The organism is Paenibacillus sp. sgz302164 (genome assembly GCF_056120505.1).
The window spans coordinates 179502-202843 of sequence record NZ_JBVYOL010000004.1 but is presented as its reverse complement, the minus strand read 5'-3'; the positions used below and the strand labels follow the sequence as shown (position 1 = coordinate 202843).

The window sequence follows — 23342 nt, the reverse complement described above, 5'->3', positions numbered from 1 at the left end:
GCAATGGAAACACTTCGTAATTTGCCATAGACCCTCCAGCTCGTTTTTGAGCATGAGAAAGCTTCCGGCCAAGCGCGGTTTCGCGTACCCCGGCCGGTAAACTCTCATAGCTGAATCGCGCTCATCGGAACGGAACCGTTCAAACCTTGCTTCCGTGCAGCTGCTTCACCTTCGTTTTAAAAGCCTGGAGAAATTTGCCCGTTACTCCTTTACCGGCATACAGCTTTTCGCAAAATTCAAAAATCGTTTCATACACTTTGGGCTCGGACAGCATCACCATATGATTGGGTGAATCGATATCGATGATGTGCAGATTCGCAAATTGACGCTCCCATTCCTCCCAATATTGGGCACTATCCAAAGTGGACGAATCTTCGGTCGTTGAAAAATAGGGCTCCAATTCCCCGAAAATAAGACCGCGCTTATTGCGGAAATAGTAGCAGGATACCGCATTGACGTCGGAAAGCGGCATAACGGAAAAACGGTCGAACTGGTAAGCGTGCTGGATTTTAATATTTGCTTCTATCATGGAATGGATTTGGCTTTCGGTTTTGGTGAGCCCGCGTTCGTTTCCAAGCTCGATAAGCTGTTTCAGCAGCTGTTCTTCCTCCGCGTTCAAATCCAATTCATCCCTGTGAATAAGGGTTTGCGCAAATTTCTCCGGCTCTTGGAAATTTTTTGACGCGAGCACCAGGTTCACCGCCTGCAATACCGCCGATTTTCTGGAAATTTCCCCTTGCTGGAACTCTATGCCGAAAGGCGAATCCAACATTACAACCGAACTGACGGTTTTTCCCAATTCCTGCAATTGGCGTATGACTTCATAGGCCAGCATTCCGCCCAGCGAATATCCTCCCAAATCATACGGTCCTTCCGGTTGGACGGATTGAATAATGTGCGCATAATAGGCGGCCATTGCCCCGACTCCTTGCAGCGGAGACCGGTCGGTCATCCATCCTCTTGCCTGGATTCCGTAAAACGGACGTTTGCTTTTTTGGGCTAGCGATTGATACATTTCCACTCCGCCCAGACCGCCGTGGAACCAAAATACAGGCAGTCCCTCCTTGCCTTTGTTCAGCAAAATAAGCTCGGGAAACTGCGGCCAGCCGGCCGCAACCGGGGTCTTGGCTCGCTGTTGGAACAACTGCGGCTTATTATCTTAGTGAAGCTCGACGAGACGGATCATATCCTGCAGCGTCCTGCACGTCTGCAATTGGACCGGGTCGACCTCCGGATTCACCTGATTTTGCAATTGCTGCAGCAGCTGCATCAGTACAATGGAGTCAAGCCCATACTGAACTAATGGTATGTCCGGATTTATCTCGGCAGGTTCCATGCCCAATATGCGGGATAAGCTGTCAAGAACGCGGCTGTCGGACGGGATACCGTCGGCCGCAGCCCGGCTGCTGATTGTGACCGGTAGCTTGACCGGTCCTGCATTGGATTCCGGTTTATGAGGCTCCGGCCAACACCGTCTTTTCTCGAACGGATACGTAGGCAGCGACATTCTCCGCGGGTTTTCGCCTTCATGAAGCGATTCCCACGGAATTTTGCCTCCATTTGCCCAATGCGATGCCATTTTCTGCAAATTATTTTCCGCCAAAAGCGCTTGCCAAGCATCATCTCCAGGCTGCCCGAAAACCATGCTCCTGTCATCCGGGTCGGAGCCTCCCGTAAAAATAGGTATCGAGGCTTCCGCCGAAAGGAACGATTTGAAGCCGTCGATCAGCTCCTCCCTGCTCCCGGCCACGAATGCGAGGCGGCATTCCATTGGCTCTCTCCCTACTTGCAGCGTAAAGGTAAAATCGGCTAAAGAAAATGATGGCTCGCGCTCTGCAAATGCAAGCATCTGTCGGGCGGATGCCTCCAGGCTCCCATTCCTTTTCTTTGGGCGCCCTGCCCCGGAAAAACATAAGTTACCATAAGCTTCTACCATCCTCCCAGTTAGATTCGAATAGGTATGTTTAAGCTCTTTTTGACCGCATCGGCGTCCAACTCCACCCCTTTGGGGTAAACAATCGAGCAGACGAACGGATGAAGAAAAAAAGAAGCGGCTTCATATTGATAAAAGTTTTCATACCGGCTTATGCAACCATGTTCCCCGATTTCAATCCGATTCAGTTCAAAGATGCGAAGCGGCGCCATCAATCCGGTCTTGAGCACTTTGGACAGCGTTTCTTTTACCGACCATAACACGGTCAGCATACTTTCGAACGAATACGGCAGCGAGCGAATGAACTTAAGTTCCCCAGGTGTCGCTTGACTTTCCAAAATATCCAGCTTATCCGGCCGGATGAGCTCGATATCGATGCCCAAAGGCTGCTTTTCCGAAAAAGCGACGGCGGCAGCCAGGTTCTCGTAGTGGGTGATGCTGACCTGAACATTGGGCCGATGAGCGACAATCGGCTGTGTAAAGATGCCTTGATCAATGCAAATTTGCTGCAAATCGTTCTCCTTCAAGTGAAGAGAGACGGTTCTCTTGGCTGCGTACCTGCCTGCCAAATAACTTTTGATTCTCCGTTCAAACTTGAGAGAACAGCAGATTCTCAATCTGACGCTCCATCAATCGTAAAAGTCCTCCCCGCCGGAAAAGAAAACATAAAAATGCCTGCGGATCCTCCCCTGGCAGGGAGGCTTCGCAAGCATTACACAGCACCATGTGCATGACTATGGCCCTTACACGCACCTAACGCGCCGAAACGTCGATTAAGTTTACGTAAGTTAATGTTACATAAAGTAATGAATTACCCATATAATACTATATTTTTTTATATCAGTAAACTACTAGTTCTGCAAGAAAATAATATCGGTTTCTTCGCATAGAAACTATGATTCGACATTTTCTCTATAGTTTTTTGGTATTATACCCATAAAAAAACAAAAAGGAGTTTCACCTCATGTCATGGTACGTGCTATTCGTAAAATCAGGATCACAATTGAAAACCAAGAAGTGGCTTGATCTGAAATTTGATAGCAGCGTGTTGCATTATGTGATTCCTAAAAGAAAAGTGCCCGAAGAGGAAATACTCGTAGTGCTGAAGCTTATTCATCACAGCGAAACTATCGAATATTCCCGAGTCTATTTCAAGGAATCGCGTATAATCGTTCAGGCAGGCCCGTTAAAAGGAATGGAAAGCTCGATCAAATAAATCGACAAGCATAAAAAGCGGGCCAAAGTGAAAATGACCATGATGGGAGCCGAACAGTTAATCGATTTTGGCATTGAGATCATTCACTCGAATGAACGAACGGATATGTGATATCATTTATATCATCATCAAATAAAAGGAGGAGTCGCTGTGCCAAGAGAAAAAATCCCCCGGTAATCTCGCGGTCCCCCCTCTCATTGCGCTTTCTATCCCATTCAATTCGACAATGAGAGGATGAGTGTGTTGGTTAAATCAGTTGATTGGAAAGACTTGAGATTCGGTGTTGAAATTGAGTTTATCGGCGGCGATGCGGAAAATTTGGAGCTGCTGCCCGGATGGGTTATTTCATTGGATGAGCTGCAGATTGACGAGACGGGCGCAGATTCGGGCAGCGAGCTTAAAACGCCCCCGATCTTGTGGGAAGACCGGGAACAAATACGAGTCATGTTGAACCGGCTGCATGTGCAGGGAGCATCTGTAAATTGGAGCTGCGGACTCCATGTTCATATCGGTTTGGAATCGTGGGGGCAAGATATCGTGCTTCCGCTGATTGATGCAGCGCTACTGTATCAACATACGATCCGGGCGCTGTTACAGACGAGCGAGCATCGGCTTATATTTTGCCCTCCTTTCACTCGAGAGATGCGGAGCCGCTTTATTTCTGATCCGGGTCCGGACGCAGTCCATCATCGGGGACGCCCTCAATCCCATCGCTGCGGAATCAATGTCGGGGCCTGGTATGATATCGGCACCGTGGAAATTCGCTATGCGAACGGCACCTTGGACTACGATGAGGTGCTCAATACGATCGAGCTTTGTCTGCGGTTCGTAGCGGCGATCGGCGCCGGCCGCAAGCTTTCGTGCGACCCGCAAAGCCTTGCGGCGGAACTGGAAGCTCCCGCCACAGGCTATCCGGTGCCAGTGCCGATTCCCCGCTGGTATCAGGAAATTGGCTCGAGGAATCCCTTTTTCCGGCTGTAACCGATCTTGCGGCTGAGCTTGGGCAAGACGGTGAAATTCTCCACATTCTGCCTGTCTCGGACGGCATTAAGATTGTCATAGAAGACGCTGACGGACAGTTGTTCAACTATGTTGTCCACCCCCCTTCCGCAGGCTGGACTCTAGTGCGTCAGCAATAATTTGAACCTTCCGCCGCTGCCGCGATATTCGCAGAGTCCCCCGCCGTAGGCCTCGCCTATACGGGGTGCGGAGGTGCAGTGGGCCTTCTCGCCTCTCCTGCGCAGACCTGTGGTGGGCCCACCTCGACTGTACGGGTTGTAGAAGGCCTCTCCTGCTTGGGTTGCGGAGCTAGAATAGACCTCTCAGGGGTTGTAGGGCTGAAGTGAGCCTCACCTCTCCTTCACTGCGGGGCTGAGGTGGGCGGCAAGGCTACTTGGCACGGAAAAACCTGCGAAAGTGCAGGTTTTTTCCGTAAAAAAGGTTCATTTTCGCGAAAAGCCTGCAATTGTGCAGGAATTTTTGCTGAAAATGAACCGTAGCCCATGTTCGCGGCGAAAAGCCTGCACAATTGCAGGAATTTGTCGCGAACAGCGTATCCATCGAGCAAAAGCTGTACTTTTGCAGGTTTTCTTCGCGCGATCAGGCAGATGGTGCGGTCGGCTCTGGCGTGTGGGTTTCTCACCCTGCAAAAACTGCACTTTTGCAGGCTTTCTCCGCATTGCCGAGCAGTTGCTGCCTCTAGAACGCGAATTCCTAGCTTTTGCAGGCTTTCTTCGCGCGACCAGGCTGATGGTGCGGTCGGCTCTGGCGTGTGGGTTTCTCACAGCCTGTAAAAACTGCACTCTTGCAGGCTTTCTGCGCATGGCCACCCGATTTCCCGCCAGACTCTTGCAGCGCTTCCCTGCGGGCACCTCCTCCAAGTCGCGTTTCTAGTAGCCGGCTAGTCCAAATCAATCACCTTCAGCGCATCATGAATCTCAACGGCTACGTTGCCCGGCTGTCTCCATTCGCTGGCGTATCCGAGGCAGGCGCAAATCAGCTGCGTATGCGCATAAGCAGTTGATTTTCTGTAATGGACATGTCCCATAATGCCGAATTTGACAAGGGGGTCTTCATACAGCTCGGCGTACTTTTCGCTGCCCAAAAAACCGTTGAAATAGTCCCATGGTTCGCGGTCCGCCGGCACTTTGAAAAAAGGATGCGTTAGCATGTGCGTAACCAGCACGATTTTTTTGCCCTTGTGCTGCGCCAGTTCGTTTTTCAATTTGTCGTAAAAAAATTCGGTCATCTCCTTGTTGCTCTTTCCCCATCGTACGTGCAAGCTGTCCCCCCACGTTCTGTCCGCAGTCATCATCCTGTCAAATTGCTCAACCGAATAGCGCGGATCGCCAAACGAATAGTCATACCACCCCGAGTCCCCGATAATGACCCAGTTGTCGTTCGGGTAATAAGGTTCCCCGCTCAGGCAGCCCGGCGCTTCTTGGAATTTTTTGTAAGTCCCCCAAGTATTCTGCACCTCGCCGTTCACCGACCAATAATCGTGATTGCCCGGAACGAACAATACTTTAATCCCCGTAAGCTTTTCGATTTCCCGTACGGCCTCTATGCTTTTCAAGTAATCATTCGACAGATCGCCGGCGATAATCAGCAATTGTAACTCATTCTGTTTGACGGCATCGCATAAAGCGGGCAAAACCGCCTTCTCCTTATTGATATCCAGATGCAAATCGGAAATTACGCCTGTTTTCATCGGACTTTCCCCTCTCGGCTTTTTTATTCGTACAAATGGCACCTTACAAAATGTTTGTCCGCAATTGGCCTTAGCTGCGGCTTGATCTGCGTGCACTGCGGCTGCGCAAAAGGACATCTGCCGTGAAACGAGCAACCGTCAGGCACATAACCGGACGCGGGGGCGCCGGATTGAACAAGGAATGGATTGCTGTCCTCATCCTGCCGGTTCAAATCTGGCACCGCATAAAATAAAGCTTGCGAATACGGATGCATGGGCTTGCTCCCGATCAGGTCCGCGTCCGCAATCTCCACCATTTCCCCCATATACATGACACCGACGCGGTTGCTTATATATTGAATCACATTCAAATCGTGGGAAATAAACAGCAGCGTTAAATCAAAGCGCTGCTGCAACTCTCGAAGCAGGTTCAAAATTTGGGCTTGAACGGAAACGTCCAGCGCGGAGACGGCTTCATCGGCAACGATAAATTCCGGGTTCAGGATGAGCGCGCAGGCGATGCCCACTCTTTGCCGCTGGCCTCCGCTCAATTCGTGCGGATAGCGGTCCAGATAGGTTTCGTCCAGACCTACGTGCCGCAGCATTTGCACGACGGCTTGCCTGCGGGCCTCACGGTCCCCCATCCGATGAATGATCAGCGGTTCTTCCAGGATCGCTTGCACCTTCATTTTCGGATTTAGCGACGAGTACGGGTCCTGGAAAATCATTTGAATGTGCCTGCGCAATTCCTGCTGCTCTTTCCCTTTGACATTCGTAATGTCCTGGCCGCGAAAAGCCAAGGTTCCCTCTGTCATCGGCAAAAGCCGCACTAGCATTTGGCCTAATGTCGACTTGCCGCAGCCGCTCTCGCCGACGAGCCCGAAAATTTCGCCTTTGCGGATTTCGAACGATACGCCGTTGACCGCTTTGACGTGCGAGCGCTTTTCCAGCATATGTTTGCGTGGAACCGGAAAATATTTGTGCAGTCCGTTGACTTCAACAAGCGGTTCGCTCATACGATAGCCTCCATGTTCGGGAAATGGCAGCGCACTTGATGGCCGAGCGTCTTCTCTTCCAACTGCGGCAGCTCTTCATGGCAGCGCTTGTCCGCTTTAGGGCACCTCGGCGCAAAAGGGCACCCTTTTTGTTCCTCTTGAATGGAGGGAACGAAGCCCGGCATCGTGTAGAGCGGCTTGCCTTTTTTCTCGGCGGTCGGCAAAGACTCGATCAGCCCTTTCGTATAAGGATGCAGCTGCCGTCGGCTCAAACTGGCCTTATCCGCTTCCTCCACGATATGGCCCGCGTACATGACGATAATGCGCTGGCACAAATTAAAGATAACGCCCAAATCATGCGAAATAAACAAGATGGACGTATTTTGCCTGGAATGAATGGTTTTCAGGAGGGCCAGAATCTGGGCCTGCACCGTCACGTCCAGCGCGGTTGTAGGCTCATCGGCGATCAGCAACTGTGGGCCGCAGACGAGCGCCATGGCAATGACGACGCGCTGGCGCATTCCGCCGGAGAGCTGATGCGGGTAATTGTCGTACAGCTGTTCGGCTCGCGGGAGCTCCACCTGATGCATCACTTCAAGCGCTTTTGCTTTGGCCTGCTTTGCCGACAATCCGCGATGCCGGATTAATCCTTCCGCAACCTGCCTGCCCACGGGAATAAGCGGGTTGAGTGAAGTCATGGGCTCTTGAAAAATCATCGATATCCGGTTGCCGCGAACGTTCATCCAGCCCTTTTCATCCAGTCCGGACAGATCGCTGCCCTGAAACCGCATTTGTTCGGACACGCTGCGCGCGTTCGCCGGCAAGAGCCCCATTAACGCCAGCGAAGTGACGCTTTTGCCGCAGCCGGACTCCCCGACCAAGCCGACCACTTCGTTTTCGCGAATATGAAAAGATACGTCCTTGATCGCCCTGAATTCGCCTTTGTCCGTAGAAAAGCGGACATTTAAACGATCGATGCGAAGTAATTCGTTAGCCATACGCCCTCCTCTTCCGTTACTTCCGTTTATCGGCCAAATCTCTTAAGCCGTCTGCCAAAAAATTCAAGCTGAGTACCATCAGCGTAATGAAGCTTCCCGTAATAATCGTGTACCAGGGAGCCGACATCACGTATACCTGCGCCTCGTTCAGCATTCTCCCCCAACTGGCCAGCGGCGGCTGAACCCCCAGACCCAAATAGCTGAGCCCGGCTTCCGCCAAAACCGATCCCGCACCCGCGAGCGCCGCCGCCACGATCAGCGGCGAGGTCATGTTCGGCAAAATGTGGCGAAAAATAATGCGGAGCGGACCCGCACCGCGCACTTTGGCCGCCTTGATAAATTCAAACTCCTTGTATTGGATGACTCCGCTCCTAATGATGCGCGAAAATCCGGGAATGCTCATAATGCCCAGCGCGATAATCGTATTGCCCAGCCCCGGCCCGAACACTGTGACGAGCATGAGCGCGAACAAAATGCCCGGGAACGCCATCATACCGTCCATAACCCGCATAGCCAACTCATCGATCCAGCCTCCGAAATAACCGGCCGTCGCACCGATCAGCAGGCCTCCGGTCAATCCGATCGTAACAGATAAGCTGCCGACATAAAACACGATCCGCGAGCCCTCCATAATCCGGCTCAGGATGTCCCGCCCGAAATTGTCGGTGCCGAACCAGTGGGCTGCGCTCGGGTGGGCCAGGCGCTGTCCCGTGTTCATCGCCTCCGTGGCATAAGGCGTGTAAAACAAGCCGACCAAAAAGACGATAAACAGGATAGCGAACAAGAAGGCGCCGATCATGAGATGGACGTTCTTATAAAATCTGCTCAACTTCATCAAATTAGCCCTTTCTACCGATTCTTGGATCGACTGCTTTATACAAAATGTCCACGATGAAATTAATCATGACGACGGTGATGCCGATGTAGAGAACCATTCCTTGAACGAGCGGCAAATCTCTGCTGTTGATGGACGTCACGAGCAAGCTGCCCAAACCGGGCAGACTGAACACATTTTCCACAATAATGCTGCCGCCCAAAGTTTCCGCCACGATCAAACCGAGCACGGTCAATACCGGAACAAAAGCATTGCGGATGACATGTCCGTATAAAATGGCGGCCGCATTCAATCCCTTGCTCCTGGCCGTCCTCACATAATCCTGTTTCATTTGGTCCATGACGGTGTTTCGGATATAGCGGATGAGGACTGCCGTATTGTGAATCGCAAGCGCCGTCGAGGGCAGCAGCAGCGATCTGAACGCTTTCCACGGATCTTCGCTCCAGCTCACATATTCCCCGGAAGGCAGCCAGCGCAGCACGACCGAAAATATAAAAATCAAAACGATGCCCAGCCAAAAGGAAGGAATCGCCAGCCCTAATTGCGTGATAAAAGATAACAGATAGGCCACGGGTTTTCCATTGCGGGTTGCGATGAAAATGCCCAGGGGGAGACCGATCAGCACGATCAACCCCATGGAAATGAAAGTCAAAGACAACGTGACCGGCAGACGGTCGCCCAGAAGCTGAAAGACGGGAAGCTGATAGCGGACAGACATCCCCAGATCGCCGTGGAGAGCCGCTTGAATCCATTCGGCGTAGCGGACAATGGCCGGCTGATCCAGCCCCATCTGCTGTTCCAGAACTTCGACCTGCCTCGGATCGGCGTCAACGCCTAACATAATGAGCACCGGGTTTCCGGGAAGGATTTGAAATACGAAAAAGGTAATCACGGATACGAATAGTACCGTAGATAGCAAAGTTGCGATTTTTCGGGCAAAAACGGTCACTGTATACCCTCCATCAGGATTGGGTGTAGTACAAATCCGCCATATTCAGCAATTGGTTCGGATAAATTTTGAATCCGTTCAATCCTTTTTTCATCGCTGCGGTTTGGTTCATGTCCATAATATAGACAGATGCCGCTTCTTCCGTCAGCAAACGCTGCGCTTTCTTATAAATTTCGATCCGTTTGGCGGTATCCGATTCCAGCGTCCCCTGCTTCATAAGCTCATCATATTTCGGATTGGAGTAGTTAATAAAATTTTTGCCGTAAGAACTGTCGTACCGGATTAGCACATCATAAGGGTCCAGCTTGCCTGTAAAGCTGATTACAGTAGATACGTAATTGCGTTTCGTGTACACATCATCCAGCCATTTGCTCCATTCGATCTGTTTGATCTGCACTTTGATGCCGACCGCCTTCAACTGATCGGCGATGACCTGGGCGGTGTCCACATGGGTTTTGTAGTTGGACGGAACGGTCACTTCCAGGTCGAAGCCGTTCGGATAGCCCGCCTCGGCAAGCAAAGCTTTGGCCTTTTCCACATTCACGTTGTACATTGTGTCAAGACCCGGTTCGTAGAAGCTCGCCATCGCCGGGCTCATATTGGAGCCGAGCTTTGTGCCGTTTCCGTCCGCAATCGTTTTAATAATCGCATCCACATCGATCGCATAATTGATGGCTTGTCTTACTTTGAGGTCGTCCAGCGGCTTCACTTTATTATTTAATGCCATTAACTGCACCATATTTTGCGGACCTTTGACGTAATTGAAGCCATCTCCCAACTGCTGCAGCCCTTGCGCCGAAACCGACGGGATCATGTCGATGGCGCCGGATTTTAACGCCAGCAAAGTTGCGTTGGCATCGGTCATGAATTTAAACTCCACCCGATCCAATTTGGCGGCTTTATCGGGATTGTAGAAATCTTTATTTTTCTCCAGAACGAGCGACTGCCCGGGTTTGTATTCCACAAATTTGAATGGTCCTGCGCCAATCGGCTGCTTGCTTTGATCTTTATAATCTTTGGGCAAAATAGCCGTAGTCGTCCGGGAAATAAACGACGAATCGCTCACTTTCAAATGAATGACCGCCGTATAGTCGTCAGGCGTATCGACGCTTTTCACCATCTCGAATTTAGACGACAGCGGCTTGTCACCGTTAAGACCGGCCAAACGGGAATACGAATATTTCACATCCTGAGAAGTTAGCGGCTGGCCGTTATGAAACTTGACATTTTGCCGCAGCTTAAACGTGTATGTAAGCCCGTTGTCGGTAATTTGATAGGACTCGGCGATTGCGGGTTCCATACTCCCTTTGTCGTCATTTCCGAGCAAACCGTCGAACACATTGTCCATCATGGAAGCCGTATCCGTCGCTGAGGATAAATACGGGTCCAGATTATCAGGCTCCGTAGCAATCGGCAGTCTGACCGTTCCCCCTTGCTTGGCCGCTGCGGCCGTTTCCGCTTTCGGACTCTGCTGGGGACTGCCGGCGGCTGTGTCCTGGCCGGACTTCTGCGGACTGCACGCAGCTAGAATAAGGACGAGCATCAAAACGCAGCATACAAAAACAACCGGTTGTTTGCTTATTTTCTTTTTCATGGTTTCTCTTCCTCCTGGTTATTGTTCTTTCTCCGTTTTCCCGACAATCGACCAACTGAAACTTTCTTCAAAAGCTTCGAACATGTGCTCCATCGTTTTCATGCTTTCCTGCATGCGGTTTTTGTCGTGAATCGACATTTCCCGCAAAATCGCGTTGACAAGCGCGAGCGGAGCCGTATAAGAGTCCAGAAAACTGACCGATTTCGTCAAGGCGTACAAATTGACGTCCCCATACTTCACGAACGGCGACATTTTCGAATCGGTCAGCACAATGACGCGAAGCCCGCGCTGCCTGGCGATCTCCGCAAGCTTCAGCGTTCTTCTGCAATATCTCGGAAAACCGCTGATGAACATCACATCCCGCTTATCCAAATAGGTCGCGTATTCTGCGGTTTGCCCCTGCGGGATGAGCTCGGCATTGCCCAACAAATATTTGAAAATAAACCCCGAAAATGACGTAACCGCCAGCCCCATCCGCCATCCGGCCACCCAAATTTTGTTCGCCTGAAGCAGCATGTCGGCCGCTTTTTGCAAATCGGAGTAGTCATTGAGCCGGCGCGTCGCCTCGATATTATGAATTTCCGCATCGTAATGCGCGTCCACCCAACTGCTGTCCGAAATGTCGGCGGTCTGCTGCAGCCTCGAAATCGCTCTTTGCTTGAATACGGCTTCCTTAATCGCTCCATGCATGTCTTTGTAGTTCGCGTAATCCAAAGCTTGCGCCAGCCGGTGCAGCGTCGCTTCGCTGACGTTCGCCAGTTCGGCGATTTGGCGTGCGGGCAGCGTCACAATTTCAACTAAATTCGAAGCAATGTAGTGCGCCGCTTTTTTTTGGCTGGTGCTTAGTGAATCGAAATGCAAATCTATTCTCTCTGTTATTTTCAACTTTGTTACCCCCTGGATATTTACTGCAGCGCCTGTTTACGTTGGCACCACGGCAGCACGCCCGTTACATCTTCGATAACGGCCTGGAACGATAATTCTTCGATGCCCGTCGTTCCGAACCGATTGATGAGCAGGCAATCCATCCCGACTTTGCGCGATCCGATGACATCATCGTAATAGTTGTCTCCAACGTATAGGCACTCCTCCGATTTCAATTTTTGCTTGTCGAGGGCGATTTTAAATATTTTCGAACTGGGCTTTTCCACGCCGACCTCGGCAGAGACGACCACTTCGTCGAACAAATCATCAAGGAGATTGTCCTGCAGAACTTGTCTGGCCGATAAATCCCAGTTGGAAATCAGGCCTACGCCGTAACCTTCCCGCTTCAGCTTCAAAAGCGTATCCCTCGTATGCGGATAAGCTTTCCAAATATCAACGCTGAAATAATTGTTTTGCCTGAAATGCGCCACAACGTTTTCCAAATCAATCGCGATGCCGAGAAAATGATTGACGACCCCCATATACCACAAAAAGTACGTTGAGCTTTTTTGGCTCAGCACTCCCGGGTACTCCCGCATGAACAGCTTGTCCGTGCAGTGAAACGCCAATTCGACTTCGCGAACCGTTTTCTGAATCTGGTATTCGCTGGAAAGAATGTTTTGATACAAACGTCCTATGTAACGATCCACCAGCGTATACCCCAAATCGAACCATACGAATGTTAAAGCCACTCTGCCGCCTCCCAAATGAAGCATTTGCTACATTTTTTTTATTTTGAATGATTTGCCTCACTGCCATTGTACTTGCCTTGTGTAAATGGAATGTCAGAATAAAATGAATTGTTTATTAAGGTGAAAAAATAGCATGGATTCAGCATCCATGCTTGTTGCAGCTTTGCGCTGTGGCGGCTAGGGCTCCGCCCTTATGGGCGGAGATTCCTGAGCTATCGCGGGCATTTCCTTCAAACCGGCCTCTTCCTGCGAAAATTTCTGTATTTTCGCAGGTTTTCAGGCAAGGCCGGCCGTTGCTTGAACAGCCCGGGCCGCTTGAGCTAGTGCGCCGGCAGCGACGTGTTCACAAAGCCTGCAAAAGTGCAGGTTTTTGACCCTCGTAGCCCTTGTTTCCGGAAAATTCCTGCAAATCTGCAAGCTTTTCCGCATAAATCTAGGGCTTCGCCCCTCACGAGCGAAAATTCCTGCACAATTGCAGGCTTTTCCTCCAAACTAGCCTCTCCCGGCGAAAATTCCTGTATTTTCGCAGGTTTTCGGGCAAGGCCGGCCGTTGCTTGAATAGCCCGGGCCGCTTGAGCTAGTGCGCCGGCGGCGTGTGTGCAGGAAAGCCTGCAAAAGTGCAGGCTTTTGACCCTCGTAGCCCTTGTTTCCGGAAAATTCCTGCAAATCTGCAGGCTTTTCCGCATAAATCTAGCGCTCCGCCCCTCACGAGCGAAAATTCCTGCACAATTGCAGGCTTTTCCTCCAAACTAGCCTCTCCCGGCGAAAATTCCTGTATTTTCGCAGGTTTTCGGGCAAGGCATGGCTGTTGCAAACAATAGTGGATCGGACAACCGGGTTCGTCTTGATAGGACCTGATTTGGCATAACATTAGCGCTTGAGAAGCACTGTTACATATCCGCGGCGGCTTTAGTCGACAAAAATTAAGGCCACGGTACACAAAAAGTGTGCCATGACCTTTTCATCGATGAAATCGCCGACCGCCAGTAATTGACATGCCGCCGCGACCCGCTCTCCGCCGGCCATCGTCTTGCCGCCGCGACCCGCTCTCCGCCAGCTATCGACTTGCCGCCGCGACCCGCTCGCCACCGGCCATCGTCTTGCCGCCGCAATCCGCTCTCCGCCGGTTATCGACTTCCCGCTACGATCCGCTCGCCACCGGCCATCGTCTTGCCGCCGCGATCCGCTCTCCGCCGGTCATCGTCTTGCCGCTACGATCCGCTCCCCGCCGGCCATCGTCTTGCCGCCGCGATCCGCTTTCCCGCCGACCATCGTCTTGCCGCCGCGACCCGCTCGCCACCGGCCTTCGACTTGCCTCCGCAATCCGCTCTCCGCCACCGGAACCGCGCCCGTCGCTCCCAGAACATCCATTCCAAGATGGTTCGTGACGGCATGACGGCCTTCCAACAGCCCGCCCATCGCAAACAAAAGAGAGCCTCCGCAAACCGTAGCCACAGTTATATCGGGTCGCTGAAAAGCTTCTCTCATCAAATCCGTCAACTGTGTTTCCATCGCTCTCTTGAGAATAGCCGGGACGGAATCCAGCCCATCTCCGCTTACTTCTCCGGACGCTCCGGGTACAACAATGAGTCCGGCTCGTTCCGGATCGAGTTTCCCGCCGGCCGCAATGTGCAGGCCGTTCAAGCCGCTGGGCACGGACCGCACCCCTTCGGCGGTAACGAGCTCAACGCTAACTCAGCCGCGCAGAACACTTCATAGGGCGCCAAAGCATCCAGCAGATCAAAACCGTCAAACAAAACAATTTGTACGTGCATCGCAACCCTCCTTTCTTATTCAACAGCTTTTATGTTCGGCTCCTTCGTATACACAAAACGAATCACGATCTCCGCGAGGATGAAGTTAACAAGTATCGATCCGTATACGCCGATTATGTAGCTTAGCTCATACTTCATTGCTAACCCGTTATGCAGAATAAAGGTAATCAGATGAATAAACAGGTTCGTAAAACAAAATACGAAGCTTCGAACCATCCATTTGCGATGTTTGGCGACCTGCTTGCGTTTAATTTGAACAATCGCGGCGATCGTCATGGCGAACCAGACCATGCTCAACAGATTGAAGGCAATGCTCGTAACCCTCCCGCCTGTCGAATAGGGCGCCATATAACCGGAAGTTATACATACGATCAGGACGAAAATAACGTACAAATAGCCGTTGATTCTATGGAATTTCCGGTATTTTCGCAAAAACGGGGTGGAGAAATTCAAAGCTCCGGCCAGCATAGCCAGACAAGCGGCAACGACGTGGATATGCATCACGCTCAACCAAACCGGAACATTAAGTGCCCGTCTCAGATTGATTTTTTGCCCCAAAAATGCGGCGGCCTGCGGGTCGTGATACAAGTTCATAAACGCAACATAAATAATGTAAACAACCGATGCCGCCAACATCAGCGGGTATAAGTACTTGAATTTCGTTTTTTCCATAAAAAAGACATCCCCTCCTCATTTTGAAACCGAACCGTCCGGTCTCTTTTATTGTACAACAAACTGCATTATAATTCACTTATGAACTGTTACAATATTATGAGAGAGTCCAAGCCACAGGTGAGAGGAAGCTGCACATGCGCAAAAGCGACAAAACAAAGCTGCATATCATTATGAAATCTGCGGAGCTTTTTAACGATAAAGGATATGCGGGTTCGACGATACAGGATATTATGGATGCGACCGGTTTGACCAAAGGGGGAATCTACCGGAATTTCGCGAACAAGGACGAGATCGCTTTGGAAGCTTTCGCGTATGCGGGCCAAGTTTTATGGGGGCATTTCTCCGCGGCCATCGAAAACGCTTCTACCTCAATCGGCAAAGTGATCGCCATGTGCGACGTTTACAGCGATACGGTCCACAACCCGCCAATTAAGGGCGGATGCCCTTTTCTTAATACAGCGGTCGAAAGCGACCACTCCTTCCCCGTGCTGCGGGAACGCGCCCTGGAAGCGTACGAAGGCATGTCCTCATTCATTCAAGACATTTTGCGGCAAGGTGTCGCCGACGGGGAATTCAGCGCCGATATGGACACCGAATCTATCGCCTCTTTCATCTTTTCTTCCATCGAAGGCGGAATTATGGCAAGCCGGCTGACCCGGGACAACAAGCATGTCGGCTACGCCAGAAGCAACATCGAACGGCTGCTGAACAGCTTTAAAGCGGTACCGCAAAACGCTGAATAAAACGATAAAAAGCCGCATCTGTGCGGCTTTTCCTCTTTTCACGATTAGGGATTACTCTTCAAATTCCACATTATGATACACTTGCTGAACGTCTTCCAGGTCTTCCAGGGCGTCGATCATTTTTTCGAATTGCGCCTGTGCGTCTTCCGGGAGCGTTACGAAGTTTTGCGCAAGCAAAGTCAATTCGGCAACTGTAAATTCCGTTATGCCGGCGTTCTTGAACGCTTCCTGTACGGCATGGAACTGTTCGGGTTCGGCGTATACAACGACGGAATCGTCTTCTTCCTCGACGTCGCGCACGTCCACATCCGCTTCCAGCAGCAGTTCAATGACTTCATCCACAGTTTTGCCGGCGAGACCGATGATCGCTGTCGGATTGAACATATACGCTACCGATCCGCTTACCCCCATGCTGCCGCCATTTTTATTGAACGCAGAGCGCACAGTCGAAGCCGTGCGGTTCACGTTATTTGTCAATGCATCTACGATGAGCATGGAACCGTTCGGTCCGAAGCCTTCATAGCGAAGCTCTTCATAAGTTTCTTCCGAACTGCCCTTAGCCTTTTCAATCGCACGGTCGATGATCGCTTTGGGTACGTTGTACGTTTTTGCTCGTTCAAGCACGACTTTTAACGCCCGGTTGGATTCGGGGTCCGGCTCGCCCTTCCTTGCCGCCACATATATTTCAAGTCCGAACTTCGAATAAATGCGGCTCGTATTTACATCCTTCGAGGCTTTTTTTTCCTTGATATTGTTCCACTTACGACCCATGCTGATCCCACTTTCTTATTTTACTTGATCTTCGTTAACGGTAACGGACATGTTAATACCCAATCTATTATATCTCTTAGCGCCATACTTGAACAAGTTTATAATTTCGGATTACACATGAAAACGCCGCTAACAAAGGGCGGCCTGTAACGGCCGACGAGCTTGCCGAGCGGATTTCCCGCAATTTCGTTATCTTGCTATTACATTCGAAAATGCGTACAAACGATCCTTTTTGGGGTTATACTGTTCGTGGGAGGTGAGCGAAGATGACGAACCAAAAGAAGCAGGAACCGAAAATCGTTCATCGCAGCTTTGACGGCGGCGCGGCCGGCCCGGCAACCATGGAGCCGCTGACGGACGAGCAATGGCAAGCGATCATCGGCAACGATGCTTCGTATGACGGTCATTTTTATTATGCGGTCAAAACTACCGGCATTTTTTGCCGCCCATCCTGCAAATCCAGACCGCCGAAAAAAGAAAATATCGGCTTGTTTCGAACCGCGGAGCTGGCGCTGTCCGCCAAATTTCGCCCCTGCAAGCGATGCAAGCCTACCGGCGAGCGGCTGCCGGATGACGAATGGGTAGCTCTGGTCACGGCATACATGGACAAACATTACATGGAAAATTTAACGCTCGGCATGCTCGCGGATATCGGACATGGCAGCCCGTATCATCTGCATCGGACGTTCAAAAAGGTGACGGGCATCACGCCGGTCGAGTACATCCAGCAGAGGCGGATCGAGCAGGCCAAGGAGCAGCTTGCTTCGACGGATAAAGCGATTGCCGAGGTTGGCCGGAGCGTAGGTTTGTCAAATACGCCCTATTTTATAACTTTGTTCAAAAAGAAAACGGGCTATACGCCGGCAGGCTTTCGCCAAATGCGGCACCAAATGATAAAGGAGGCAACTGAACATGAGCAACAAAACTAATTCGCCGATTTATTGGTCGGCACTCGCGCATGACGAGTGGAATATTCATATCGCAGCTACGGCGGCAGGGCTTTGTTTCGTAGGGTCGCAAAACCGCCCTTTCGAGGAATTGGCCGACTGGGCCCGCATCCGGTTCCCCGGCAGCGCGTTCGTTCGGGACGATGACAAGCTGCTGCCCTATGCGGCCGAGCTTACCGAATATTTGCAAGGGGCGCGCACGAGTTTTTCCGTTCCTTTCGACCTGCGCGGGACGCCCTTTCAAATGGCCGTATGGAACGCGCTTTGCGCCATTCCCTATGGGCAAACTTTTTCTTACTCGGATATCGCTGAGCAAATACGGAAACCGGCTTCGGTACGGGCTGTCGGTGCAGCCATTGGGGCGAATCCCGTTTTAATAACGGTGCCCTGCCACCGGGTCATTGGCAAAAACGGCGCGCTCACCGGCTACCGCGGCGGCCTGGATATGAAAACGAAGCTGCTGCAATTGGAACGCAGCGGCGCTCCGGTCGAAGGAGGCTTGCAGCATGCCTGACCGCCTCGCTGCGCGCATGGCCGCTCTGGACTGGGAGTCGCTGCAGCAGTCGCTAGATAGGGACGGGTACGCGAAGCTCCCTTCCCTGCTCGATCCGGCGGCGTGCACGGACATTATCGGCACCTACGGGGAGCAAGAGCATTTCCGCACCACCATCGACATGGCCAGATACCGTTTTGGCATCGGCGAGTACAAATATTACGACGCTCCCCTCCCCGCTCTGCTGCAGCAGCTGCGCGGCGGATTATATCCGGAGCTGTCAAAGACGGCCAATCGCTGGCTTGAGCAATTGGGCCGCGAGGCCGTTTATCCGCAGACGCTGGCGGAATTTCTGGAGCAATGCCATGAAGAGGGGCAGACCCGTTCCACCCCGCTGATTTTGAAATACGAAGCCGGGGGCTACAACTGCCTGCATCAGGATTTGTATGGAAAAGTATTCTTCCCTTTTCAGGTCGTTTTCGCGCTGAATCAAAAAGGCCAAGATTACACCGGCGGGGAATTTCTGCTTGTGGAACAGCGGCCGCGGGCGCAAAGCCGGGGCCACGTCATCGCCCTGGAGCAAGGCGAAGGGCTCATTTTCCCGACCCATCATCGGCCCGTATCGGGATCGCGCGGCTATTACAGAACGACGCTGCGGCACGGCGTAAGCACAATTACGTCAGGGACGAGATATAGTCTCGGCATTATTTTCCACGACGCCAAGTAAAGGCAGGTATGAATGGAATATTTATACAAACACCCCAAAACGATTCTGAATAAAGGGACCGGCTTTTTGCGCGGCTACAGTCATTCGCTGAACCCTTATACCGGCTGTTCGTTCGGCTGTTCTTACTGCTATGTGCGGCAAATGCCCGTCTCCACTTTCCGGGACGCGCCGTGGGGAACGTGGGTCGATATCAAACAAACGGCGGCAGGCGTTTTCCGCAAAGAGTTCCAAAAAGCGAAAGCCAAAGGGCCTGTCACCATCTTCATGTCATCGAGTACCGATCCGTATCAGCCCGTCGAATATAAGGAGCAAATCACCCGATCCTTGCTGGAAATTATGGCCTGCAACCCCCCTGATTTTTTATTCGTGCAGACCCGCAGTCCGCTTGTTCGCAGAGATATCGATCTGCTTGTGCGGCTCGGAGATAAGGTGCGTGTCAGCATGACAGTCGAAACCGACCGGGATGATATCCGGAAGCATTTTTCGCCGCAGGCCCCTCCTATCAACGCGAGGTTAAAAACGCTCCGAATGCTGGCCGACGCCGGCGTGCCAACCCAAGCGGCGATCGCGCCGATGCTGCCGAGCAGCGAAAACTTCCCTGCCCTGCTGCGCCCGCTCGTCAATCGCGTATGTGTGGACGATTATTTTATGGGGGACGGCAGCGAAGGAAAACGCTCGCGCCGCTTGGGCCTTCAGGCTTTGTACAAACCGCTGGGCTTGGAAAATTGGTACGACCCTGCCGCCTATCGCATCGTCTACGAGCGCTTGAAGCAGGTTTTTCCCGAGGATCAAATTTATGTGAGCCAAAAAGGATTCGAGCCTTAAAGCGGTTTCCTGCGGGCGCTGCATGACAGCGGTCGGTCGACCAACCCGGCATGTCCAGGGTTATAGTTTGTTTCAACTTTCAATAAATCGCAATGCGCATTGGGAATGATGAGCGGCCAGATTTTTTGCAAATTGTTGATCCGGAAATCCTCTATGAAGCAGCTTCAACCCTCCCGAGGTTAACGATATGTGGTGGTGGAATCGATAAAATAACATCCTGTCTGGATCGAGAGTATCGTTCTTTAAATACCGGTAGAAGTCCCCAAACCGCAGCTCCAAAAAACTGTGCTCATGTTCAATATCAAAGTACGCAGCCCCTTCGATATCGATTAAAAAGGGTTCCAGTTTATCATTAACCAGAACATGATCAGGACCCAGTTCCCCGTGAATAAATCCGTACTGCGTTCTAGGTTTAATCCTTGATTCAAGCTCATACAAAGAATCGAGCAGCTTGCTTTGATTGGACTTGATGCTATCAATATGGCCGGAGGCATAAGATAACTGCATTTTAGCATTTTCCATTTGTATGAGATGACAATGTTCTGTATGGGTGATTCCGGTATAATTCGGCTTGCCAAAAAAATGTCTTTCGTTGGCATGCATGCCGGTAAGCATATCCCCCAACCGCTGGAATAGTTTATCTCGAGCTTTTGAATCGGAATGATGGAAATAATGTTCCGCCATCTGTCCGTCTACGTATTCAACGAGGGCATAATCAAAAGGGTAACGGTTTCTTTCCTTATTCAGGTCATAAAGAAAGGGGGTTCGAATTCCACGCTCCGTTAAAAACTTGTTGTTTATTTCAAAATGATCGCTTCCATAGGATCGCTCGCACGTATCCATGTTTGCTATTTCTTCTTTAAAATAATTCATGGAAAGATCCCACACGTACAAAACGCAGGAAAATCCATTGCTGCAGTCGATCTTGTACACTACCTTTTGTGCGCCGCCGCGCATTTTTGATACGTTAACAACTAAATAACCGACACCTAAAACCTTTCTCACATATTCCTGCAGATCAGCTTGATCGAGGTGGCAAGTCATGTCCATTGAACATCTACACTCCATTTTATAAGTTTTGCCGGCAACCCAATAGTAAATATAATCCATCAAAAAGTATAGACTTTTTCTTTATGAATTGTTATGATGTTGAATAAGGTCTCGAAAAAAATAGCCATACAAAAAGCCTCTGGATCCGATTCCAAAGGCTTTTTTTCATATCCAAATGAAAAAGGAAGACTGCAACGTCCATGAAGACCTTTGCATCCTCCCGATAATGCGTGCATGTTATTCGCTGAATGACATATCCGACAAGCCCGTTCTGACCGCCAGTCCCCATCCAAAACTTTCGTTTTGCGATACTTGCGCGCGGACGGTGTTCAGCCCTGCTTTCCATTTGACCGGAACGCTGGCGAAGTTTGGCCTGATGCGCCCGTCGGAGGCAGGAGGATTCCATTTCCAGTCGCCCCGGTAAACTTCCTGTTCATTCACCCAGAGCCGAATATGGTCGCTGAAGCCGAGAGTAAGCACCGTCTCTTGTTCCTCCGCAATCGTAAACAGGCTCTTCGCTTCGACTGCGATGCCCGGTTCAGCCTTAAACAGTCGATTGAGGTTCAGCGTGCCGTTCTCTTCCACGATAGCTTTCGTCCAATTGTGTTTGGAAGCAGCGGGCTGTTCGCCCGGCAAGTACGGCTGCGAAACAAGCCATTCCGTCACAAACGATTCTGATTGAAGAGCGTTGATATCGCTGTTTCTTCCGGCAATCGGCGACGGTTCGATTTCTTCGACGGTAAGATTGCGGATGCAGCTTGGCAAAAAGCTCCAGAAGCCGATTTTTCCCGCGGAACCGCCGTGCTGCAGGTTGGAAATGACAAGCTGCGGCTCAGGATCGTCGCCGAAATACACCGCCGCCCCGTTCGGCTGAACCTCCAGGGCCAATTGCTGCCATGCGCCGGTAGTGTCGGGCAGCGCCTTTTGATAGGCCGGTCCGTTATAAATTTGCCAAGTCATGGAACCGTTCATGACAGGATCGTATTGAATTTCGACCGGAGCCAAATAAACGAGCTCATAATTCTCGGCATCTCTCGCTCCGAAAACAAATCCGACGAACCCCACCTCTCCGGGGATGGCCACTTCGGCTTGAATGCGAAAAGCCTGGAAACGGATCTCGTCGCGAAGAAAAACTGCGGAGTTCGGCTTTTCAAGCAATAAAGCTTTGCTGCCCAGGAATTCGGCCGGACGCGCCCCGGAATCCCCCAAATCCAACTTCTCCCAATCATCCCAGAGCGTATAGAACAGTTTGGTTGACGTCATTGCAGCACCTCATATTTTCAGATTGTCGAAAAACTCGCACGTTGCAGCCAGAGCGGCCCATCCGACTTTCAGTGCGAAGAAAACCTGCAAACATACAAGAATTTGCGTCCTTGATCGCTCGCCACGAACAATTCCTGCAAAGGTGCAGGCTTTTCACCGAACACATAGGCTTATACTCACTTTCAGCGAAAATTCCTGCACTTTTGCAGGTTTTTCACCAAAACGAGCCACTTTCGCAAAAAAAACTGCACTTTCGCAGGTTTTGCAGCTTGCCAAGCCGGCTCCAACTCTGGCTGCGCTAACAGAGCGTCCCTCTCAACACGCCTCGGACATCGCGGTTCCATGGAATGGTTCCCTGCACTTCCTATACAGGGAATTGTCCACCCGCGGCCGACCAGTGCGGAGGACGGGTGAGTGACGGCGGCAGCTTCGTATCACCGTCTCCCTTCGCTGCGTTAAGCTGCGCTTGGGTGAGAAAAATGCTCCCGGTAAGGTCCGCTCCTCCCAGGTCGGCGTCCCGGAAATCGGCCCCGATCAGATCGGCCGCTCTCAAATCCGCTCCCTTGAGGTCGGCGGCGATCAGGTACGCCCCTCTCAGGTTGGCGCACCGAAGGTCGGCGCCTCGGAGATTCGCGCCGATGAGGTCGGCTCCCCGGCCGTAAGCTTTTTGGCGCCCGGTGCGCCCCTTTTGCCGGCGGCGGGCTTCATCACGCACGAGTTCGCTCGTTTGCAGCAGCCATACATTGACATCCGCCCGGTGTGCCGCCACATCCAGTTCCACGAGGGACTCAGGACTGAGCTGCGTGAGGCGCAGCGTTTCGTCTAGCGCCGCACCGAGCGCGCTGTGGATCGGCCTGGCCGGCTGCAGCGTCAGCGCTTCGGTCAAATACCAGAGCAGCTCATGAAGCTGCTTCATGATCGGGAACACCTCAAACATAAGCTTCGCGGACTCCGGAGCCTGCCGCCAGTCGCGTCCCTTGAAGGTCACTTGCGACACCTTCTGTCCCGCGCCAAAACAGTCGTAAACCGTGCAGCCGCGGAAACCCAACTGTCTGAGTTTGTCGTGAACGCCGCAGCGGAAGTCCGGCTGCAAGTTTCGGCAAGGCTGTCCGGCGCTTTTGTCGGCCGCGAAGTCCGCCGAAGCCGCAAAGGGCAGCGCGACGCAGCACAAACCGAAGCAGTTTCCGCAATCGGCTTGCATGTGGTGGTATTCGTGATTCTCAGTCATAGCGTGATTTCTCTCCGCTT

24 protein-coding genes and 1 pseudogene are annotated in these 23342 nt (G+C 51.6%); 7 read left to right on the top strand and 18 right to left on the bottom strand.

Features of this window, described 5'->3' with window-relative positions:
• Positions 1–139 precede the first annotated feature (139 nt).
• Genes AC0LWT_RS08980 through AC0LWT_RS08970 form a run of 3 tightly spaced genes read right to left on the bottom strand, consistent with a single transcriptional unit; the run spans position 140 to position 2502 of the window.
• Positions 140–1144: a thioesterase domain-containing protein gene (locus AC0LWT_RS08980; RefSeq protein ID WP_474680893.1), complete on the bottom strand. Its 1005-nt coding sequence runs from the start codon at positions 1142–1144 to the stop codon at positions 140–142.
• A 15-nt stretch (positions 1145–1159) separates the two neighbouring features.
• Positions 1160–1936 carry a phosphopantetheine-binding protein gene (locus AC0LWT_RS08975; protein ID WP_474680892.1) on the bottom strand — a complete coding sequence of 259 codons (777 nt, stop codon included), beginning with the start codon at positions 1934–1936 and terminating at the stop codon, positions 1160–1162.
• 8 nt (positions 1937–1944) lie between these two features.
• Positions 1945–2502, bottom strand: coding sequence for a 4'-phosphopantetheinyl transferase family protein (locus tag AC0LWT_RS08970; protein WP_474680891.1), 558 nt, complete (start codon positions 2500–2502; stop codon positions 1945–1947).
• 395 nt (positions 2503–2897) lie between these two features.
• Between AC0LWT_RS08970 and AC0LWT_RS08965 the strand changes: the two genes are divergently transcribed.
• Positions 2898–3149 (top strand): hypothetical protein, encoded by a 252-nt coding sequence (locus tag AC0LWT_RS08965; protein ID WP_474680890.1) that lies wholly within the window; start codon positions 2898–2900, stop codon positions 3147–3149.
• A gap of 243 nt (positions 3150–3392) precedes the next feature.
• Positions 3393–4130 (top strand): amidoligase family protein, encoded by a 738-nt coding sequence (locus AC0LWT_RS08960; protein ID WP_474680889.1) that lies wholly within the window; start codon positions 3393–3395, stop codon positions 4128–4130.
• Between the two features lie 379 nt (positions 4131–4509).
• Here AC0LWT_RS08960 and AC0LWT_RS08955 read toward each other — a convergent pair whose 3' ends face one another.
• The 11 genes and pseudogenes from AC0LWT_RS08955 to AC0LWT_RS08905 form a co-directional block, all read right to left on the bottom strand.
• Positions 4510–4791 (bottom strand): hypothetical protein, encoded by a 282-nt coding sequence (locus AC0LWT_RS08955; RefSeq protein WP_474680888.1) that lies wholly within the window; start codon positions 4789–4791, stop codon positions 4510–4512.
• 258 nt (positions 4792–5049) lie between these two features.
• A complete protein-coding gene (locus tag AC0LWT_RS08950) occupies positions 5050–5859 on the bottom strand; it encodes a metallophosphoesterase (RefSeq protein ID WP_474680887.1) in 810 nt (269 codons plus the stop codon).
• A 23-nt stretch (positions 5860–5882) separates the two neighbouring features.
• Positions 5883–6854 (bottom strand): ABC transporter ATP-binding protein, encoded by a 972-nt coding sequence (locus AC0LWT_RS08945; protein ID WP_474680886.1) that lies wholly within the window; start codon positions 6852–6854, stop codon positions 5883–5885.
• A complete protein-coding gene (locus tag AC0LWT_RS08940; protein ID WP_474680885.1) occupies positions 6851–7831 on the bottom strand; it encodes an ABC transporter ATP-binding protein in 981 nt (326 codons plus the stop codon). The genes AC0LWT_RS08945 and AC0LWT_RS08940 overlap by 4 nt, the downstream gene beginning before the upstream one ends.
• A gap of 16 nt (positions 7832–7847) precedes the next feature.
• On the bottom strand, positions 7848–8666 hold the full coding sequence (locus AC0LWT_RS08935; protein WP_474680884.1) for an ABC transporter permease: 819 nt from the start codon (positions 8664–8666) through the stop codon (positions 7848–7850).
• A 4-nt stretch (positions 8667–8670) separates the two neighbouring features.
• Positions 8671–9615 (bottom strand): ABC transporter permease, encoded by a 945-nt coding sequence (locus tag AC0LWT_RS08930; RefSeq protein ID WP_474680883.1) that lies wholly within the window; start codon positions 9613–9615, stop codon positions 8671–8673.
• A 13-nt stretch (positions 9616–9628) separates the two neighbouring features.
• Positions 9629–11209 carry an ABC transporter substrate-binding protein gene (locus tag AC0LWT_RS08925; protein WP_474680882.1) on the bottom strand — a complete coding sequence of 527 codons (1581 nt, stop codon included), beginning with the start codon at positions 11207–11209 and terminating at the stop codon, positions 9629–9631.
• Positions 11210–11227: 18 nt separating this feature from the next.
• Positions 11228–12094 carry a MurR/RpiR family transcriptional regulator gene (locus AC0LWT_RS08920; RefSeq protein ID WP_474680881.1) on the bottom strand — a complete coding sequence of 289 codons (867 nt, stop codon included), beginning with the start codon at positions 12092–12094 and terminating at the stop codon, positions 11228–11230.
• A gap of 20 nt (positions 12095–12114) precedes the next feature.
• Entirely contained in the window at positions 12115–12825 is a 711-nt protein-coding gene (locus AC0LWT_RS08915; protein ID WP_474680880.1) for an HAD family hydrolase, read from the bottom strand.
• Between the two features lie 1335 nt (positions 12826–14160).
• A pseudogene (locus tag AC0LWT_RS08910) lies at positions 14161–14600 on the bottom strand (DJ-1/PfpI family protein); the annotation flags it as partial.
• A gap of 15 nt (positions 14601–14615) precedes the next feature.
• Positions 14616–15272 (bottom strand): DUF2306 domain-containing protein, encoded by a 657-nt coding sequence (locus AC0LWT_RS08905; RefSeq protein WP_474680879.1) that lies wholly within the window; start codon positions 15270–15272, stop codon positions 14616–14618.
• Between the two features lie 137 nt (positions 15273–15409).
• Between AC0LWT_RS08905 and AC0LWT_RS08900 the strand changes: the two genes are divergently transcribed.
• On the top strand, positions 15410–16018 hold the full coding sequence (locus AC0LWT_RS08900; RefSeq protein WP_474680878.1) for a TetR/AcrR family transcriptional regulator: 609 nt from the start codon (positions 15410–15412) through the stop codon (positions 16016–16018).
• Positions 16019–16069: 51 nt separating this feature from the next.
• Here AC0LWT_RS08900 and AC0LWT_RS08895 read toward each other — a convergent pair whose 3' ends face one another.
• The gene (locus tag AC0LWT_RS08895) at positions 16070–16789 is read right to left on the bottom strand and encodes a YebC/PmpR family DNA-binding transcriptional regulator (protein ID WP_474680877.1); all 720 of its coding nucleotides are present in this window, start codon (positions 16787–16789) and stop codon (positions 16070–16072) included.
• A gap of 266 nt (positions 16790–17055) precedes the next feature.
• On the opposite strand from AC0LWT_RS08895, the gene AC0LWT_RS08890 reads away from it, so the two are divergent.
• Genes AC0LWT_RS08890 through AC0LWT_RS08875 form a run of 4 tightly spaced genes read left to right on the top strand, consistent with a single transcriptional unit; the run spans position 17056 to position 19781 of the window.
• Complete coding sequence (locus AC0LWT_RS08890; RefSeq protein WP_474680876.1) at positions 17056–17718, top strand: bifunctional transcriptional activator/DNA repair enzyme AdaA; 663 nt, start codon at positions 17056–17058, stop codon at positions 17716–17718.
• Positions 17702–18250, top strand: a complete 549-nt coding sequence (locus AC0LWT_RS08885) for a methylated-DNA--[protein]-cysteine S-methyltransferase (protein WP_474680875.1) — start codon at positions 17702–17704, stop codon at positions 18248–18250. Before AC0LWT_RS08890 ends, AC0LWT_RS08885 begins: the two co-directional genes overlap by 17 nt.
• Positions 18243–18956 (top strand): 2OG-Fe(II) oxygenase, encoded by a 714-nt coding sequence (locus AC0LWT_RS08880; RefSeq protein ID WP_474680874.1) that lies wholly within the window; start codon positions 18243–18245, stop codon positions 18954–18956. The genes AC0LWT_RS08885 and AC0LWT_RS08880 overlap by 8 nt, the downstream gene beginning before the upstream one ends.
• A gap of 12 nt (positions 18957–18968) precedes the next feature.
• On the top strand, positions 18969–19781 hold the full coding sequence (locus AC0LWT_RS08875) for an SPL family radical SAM protein (protein ID WP_474680873.1): 813 nt from the start codon (positions 18969–18971) through the stop codon (positions 19779–19781).
• Between the two features lie 72 nt (positions 19782–19853).
• Here the strand turns inward: AC0LWT_RS08875 and AC0LWT_RS08870 are convergent, their stop codons facing one another.
• The 3 genes from AC0LWT_RS08870 to AC0LWT_RS08860 all read right to left on the bottom strand — a co-directional run bounded on the left by AC0LWT_RS08870 (position 19854) and on the right by AC0LWT_RS08860 (position 23322).
• Positions 19854–20786: a phosphotransferase gene (locus AC0LWT_RS08870; RefSeq protein WP_474681042.1), complete on the bottom strand. Its 933-nt coding sequence runs from the start codon at positions 20784–20786 to the stop codon at positions 19854–19856.
• A gap of 282 nt (positions 20787–21068) precedes the next feature.
• Positions 21069–22094, bottom strand: a complete 1026-nt coding sequence (locus tag AC0LWT_RS08865; protein ID WP_474680872.1) for a hypothetical protein — start codon at positions 22092–22094, stop codon at positions 21069–21071.
• 364 nt (positions 22095–22458) lie between these two features.
• Positions 22459–23322, bottom strand: coding sequence for a pentapeptide repeat-containing protein (locus AC0LWT_RS08860; RefSeq protein ID WP_474680871.1), 864 nt, complete (start codon positions 23320–23322; stop codon positions 22459–22461).
• Between the last annotated feature and the right edge of the window lie 20 nt (positions 23323–23342).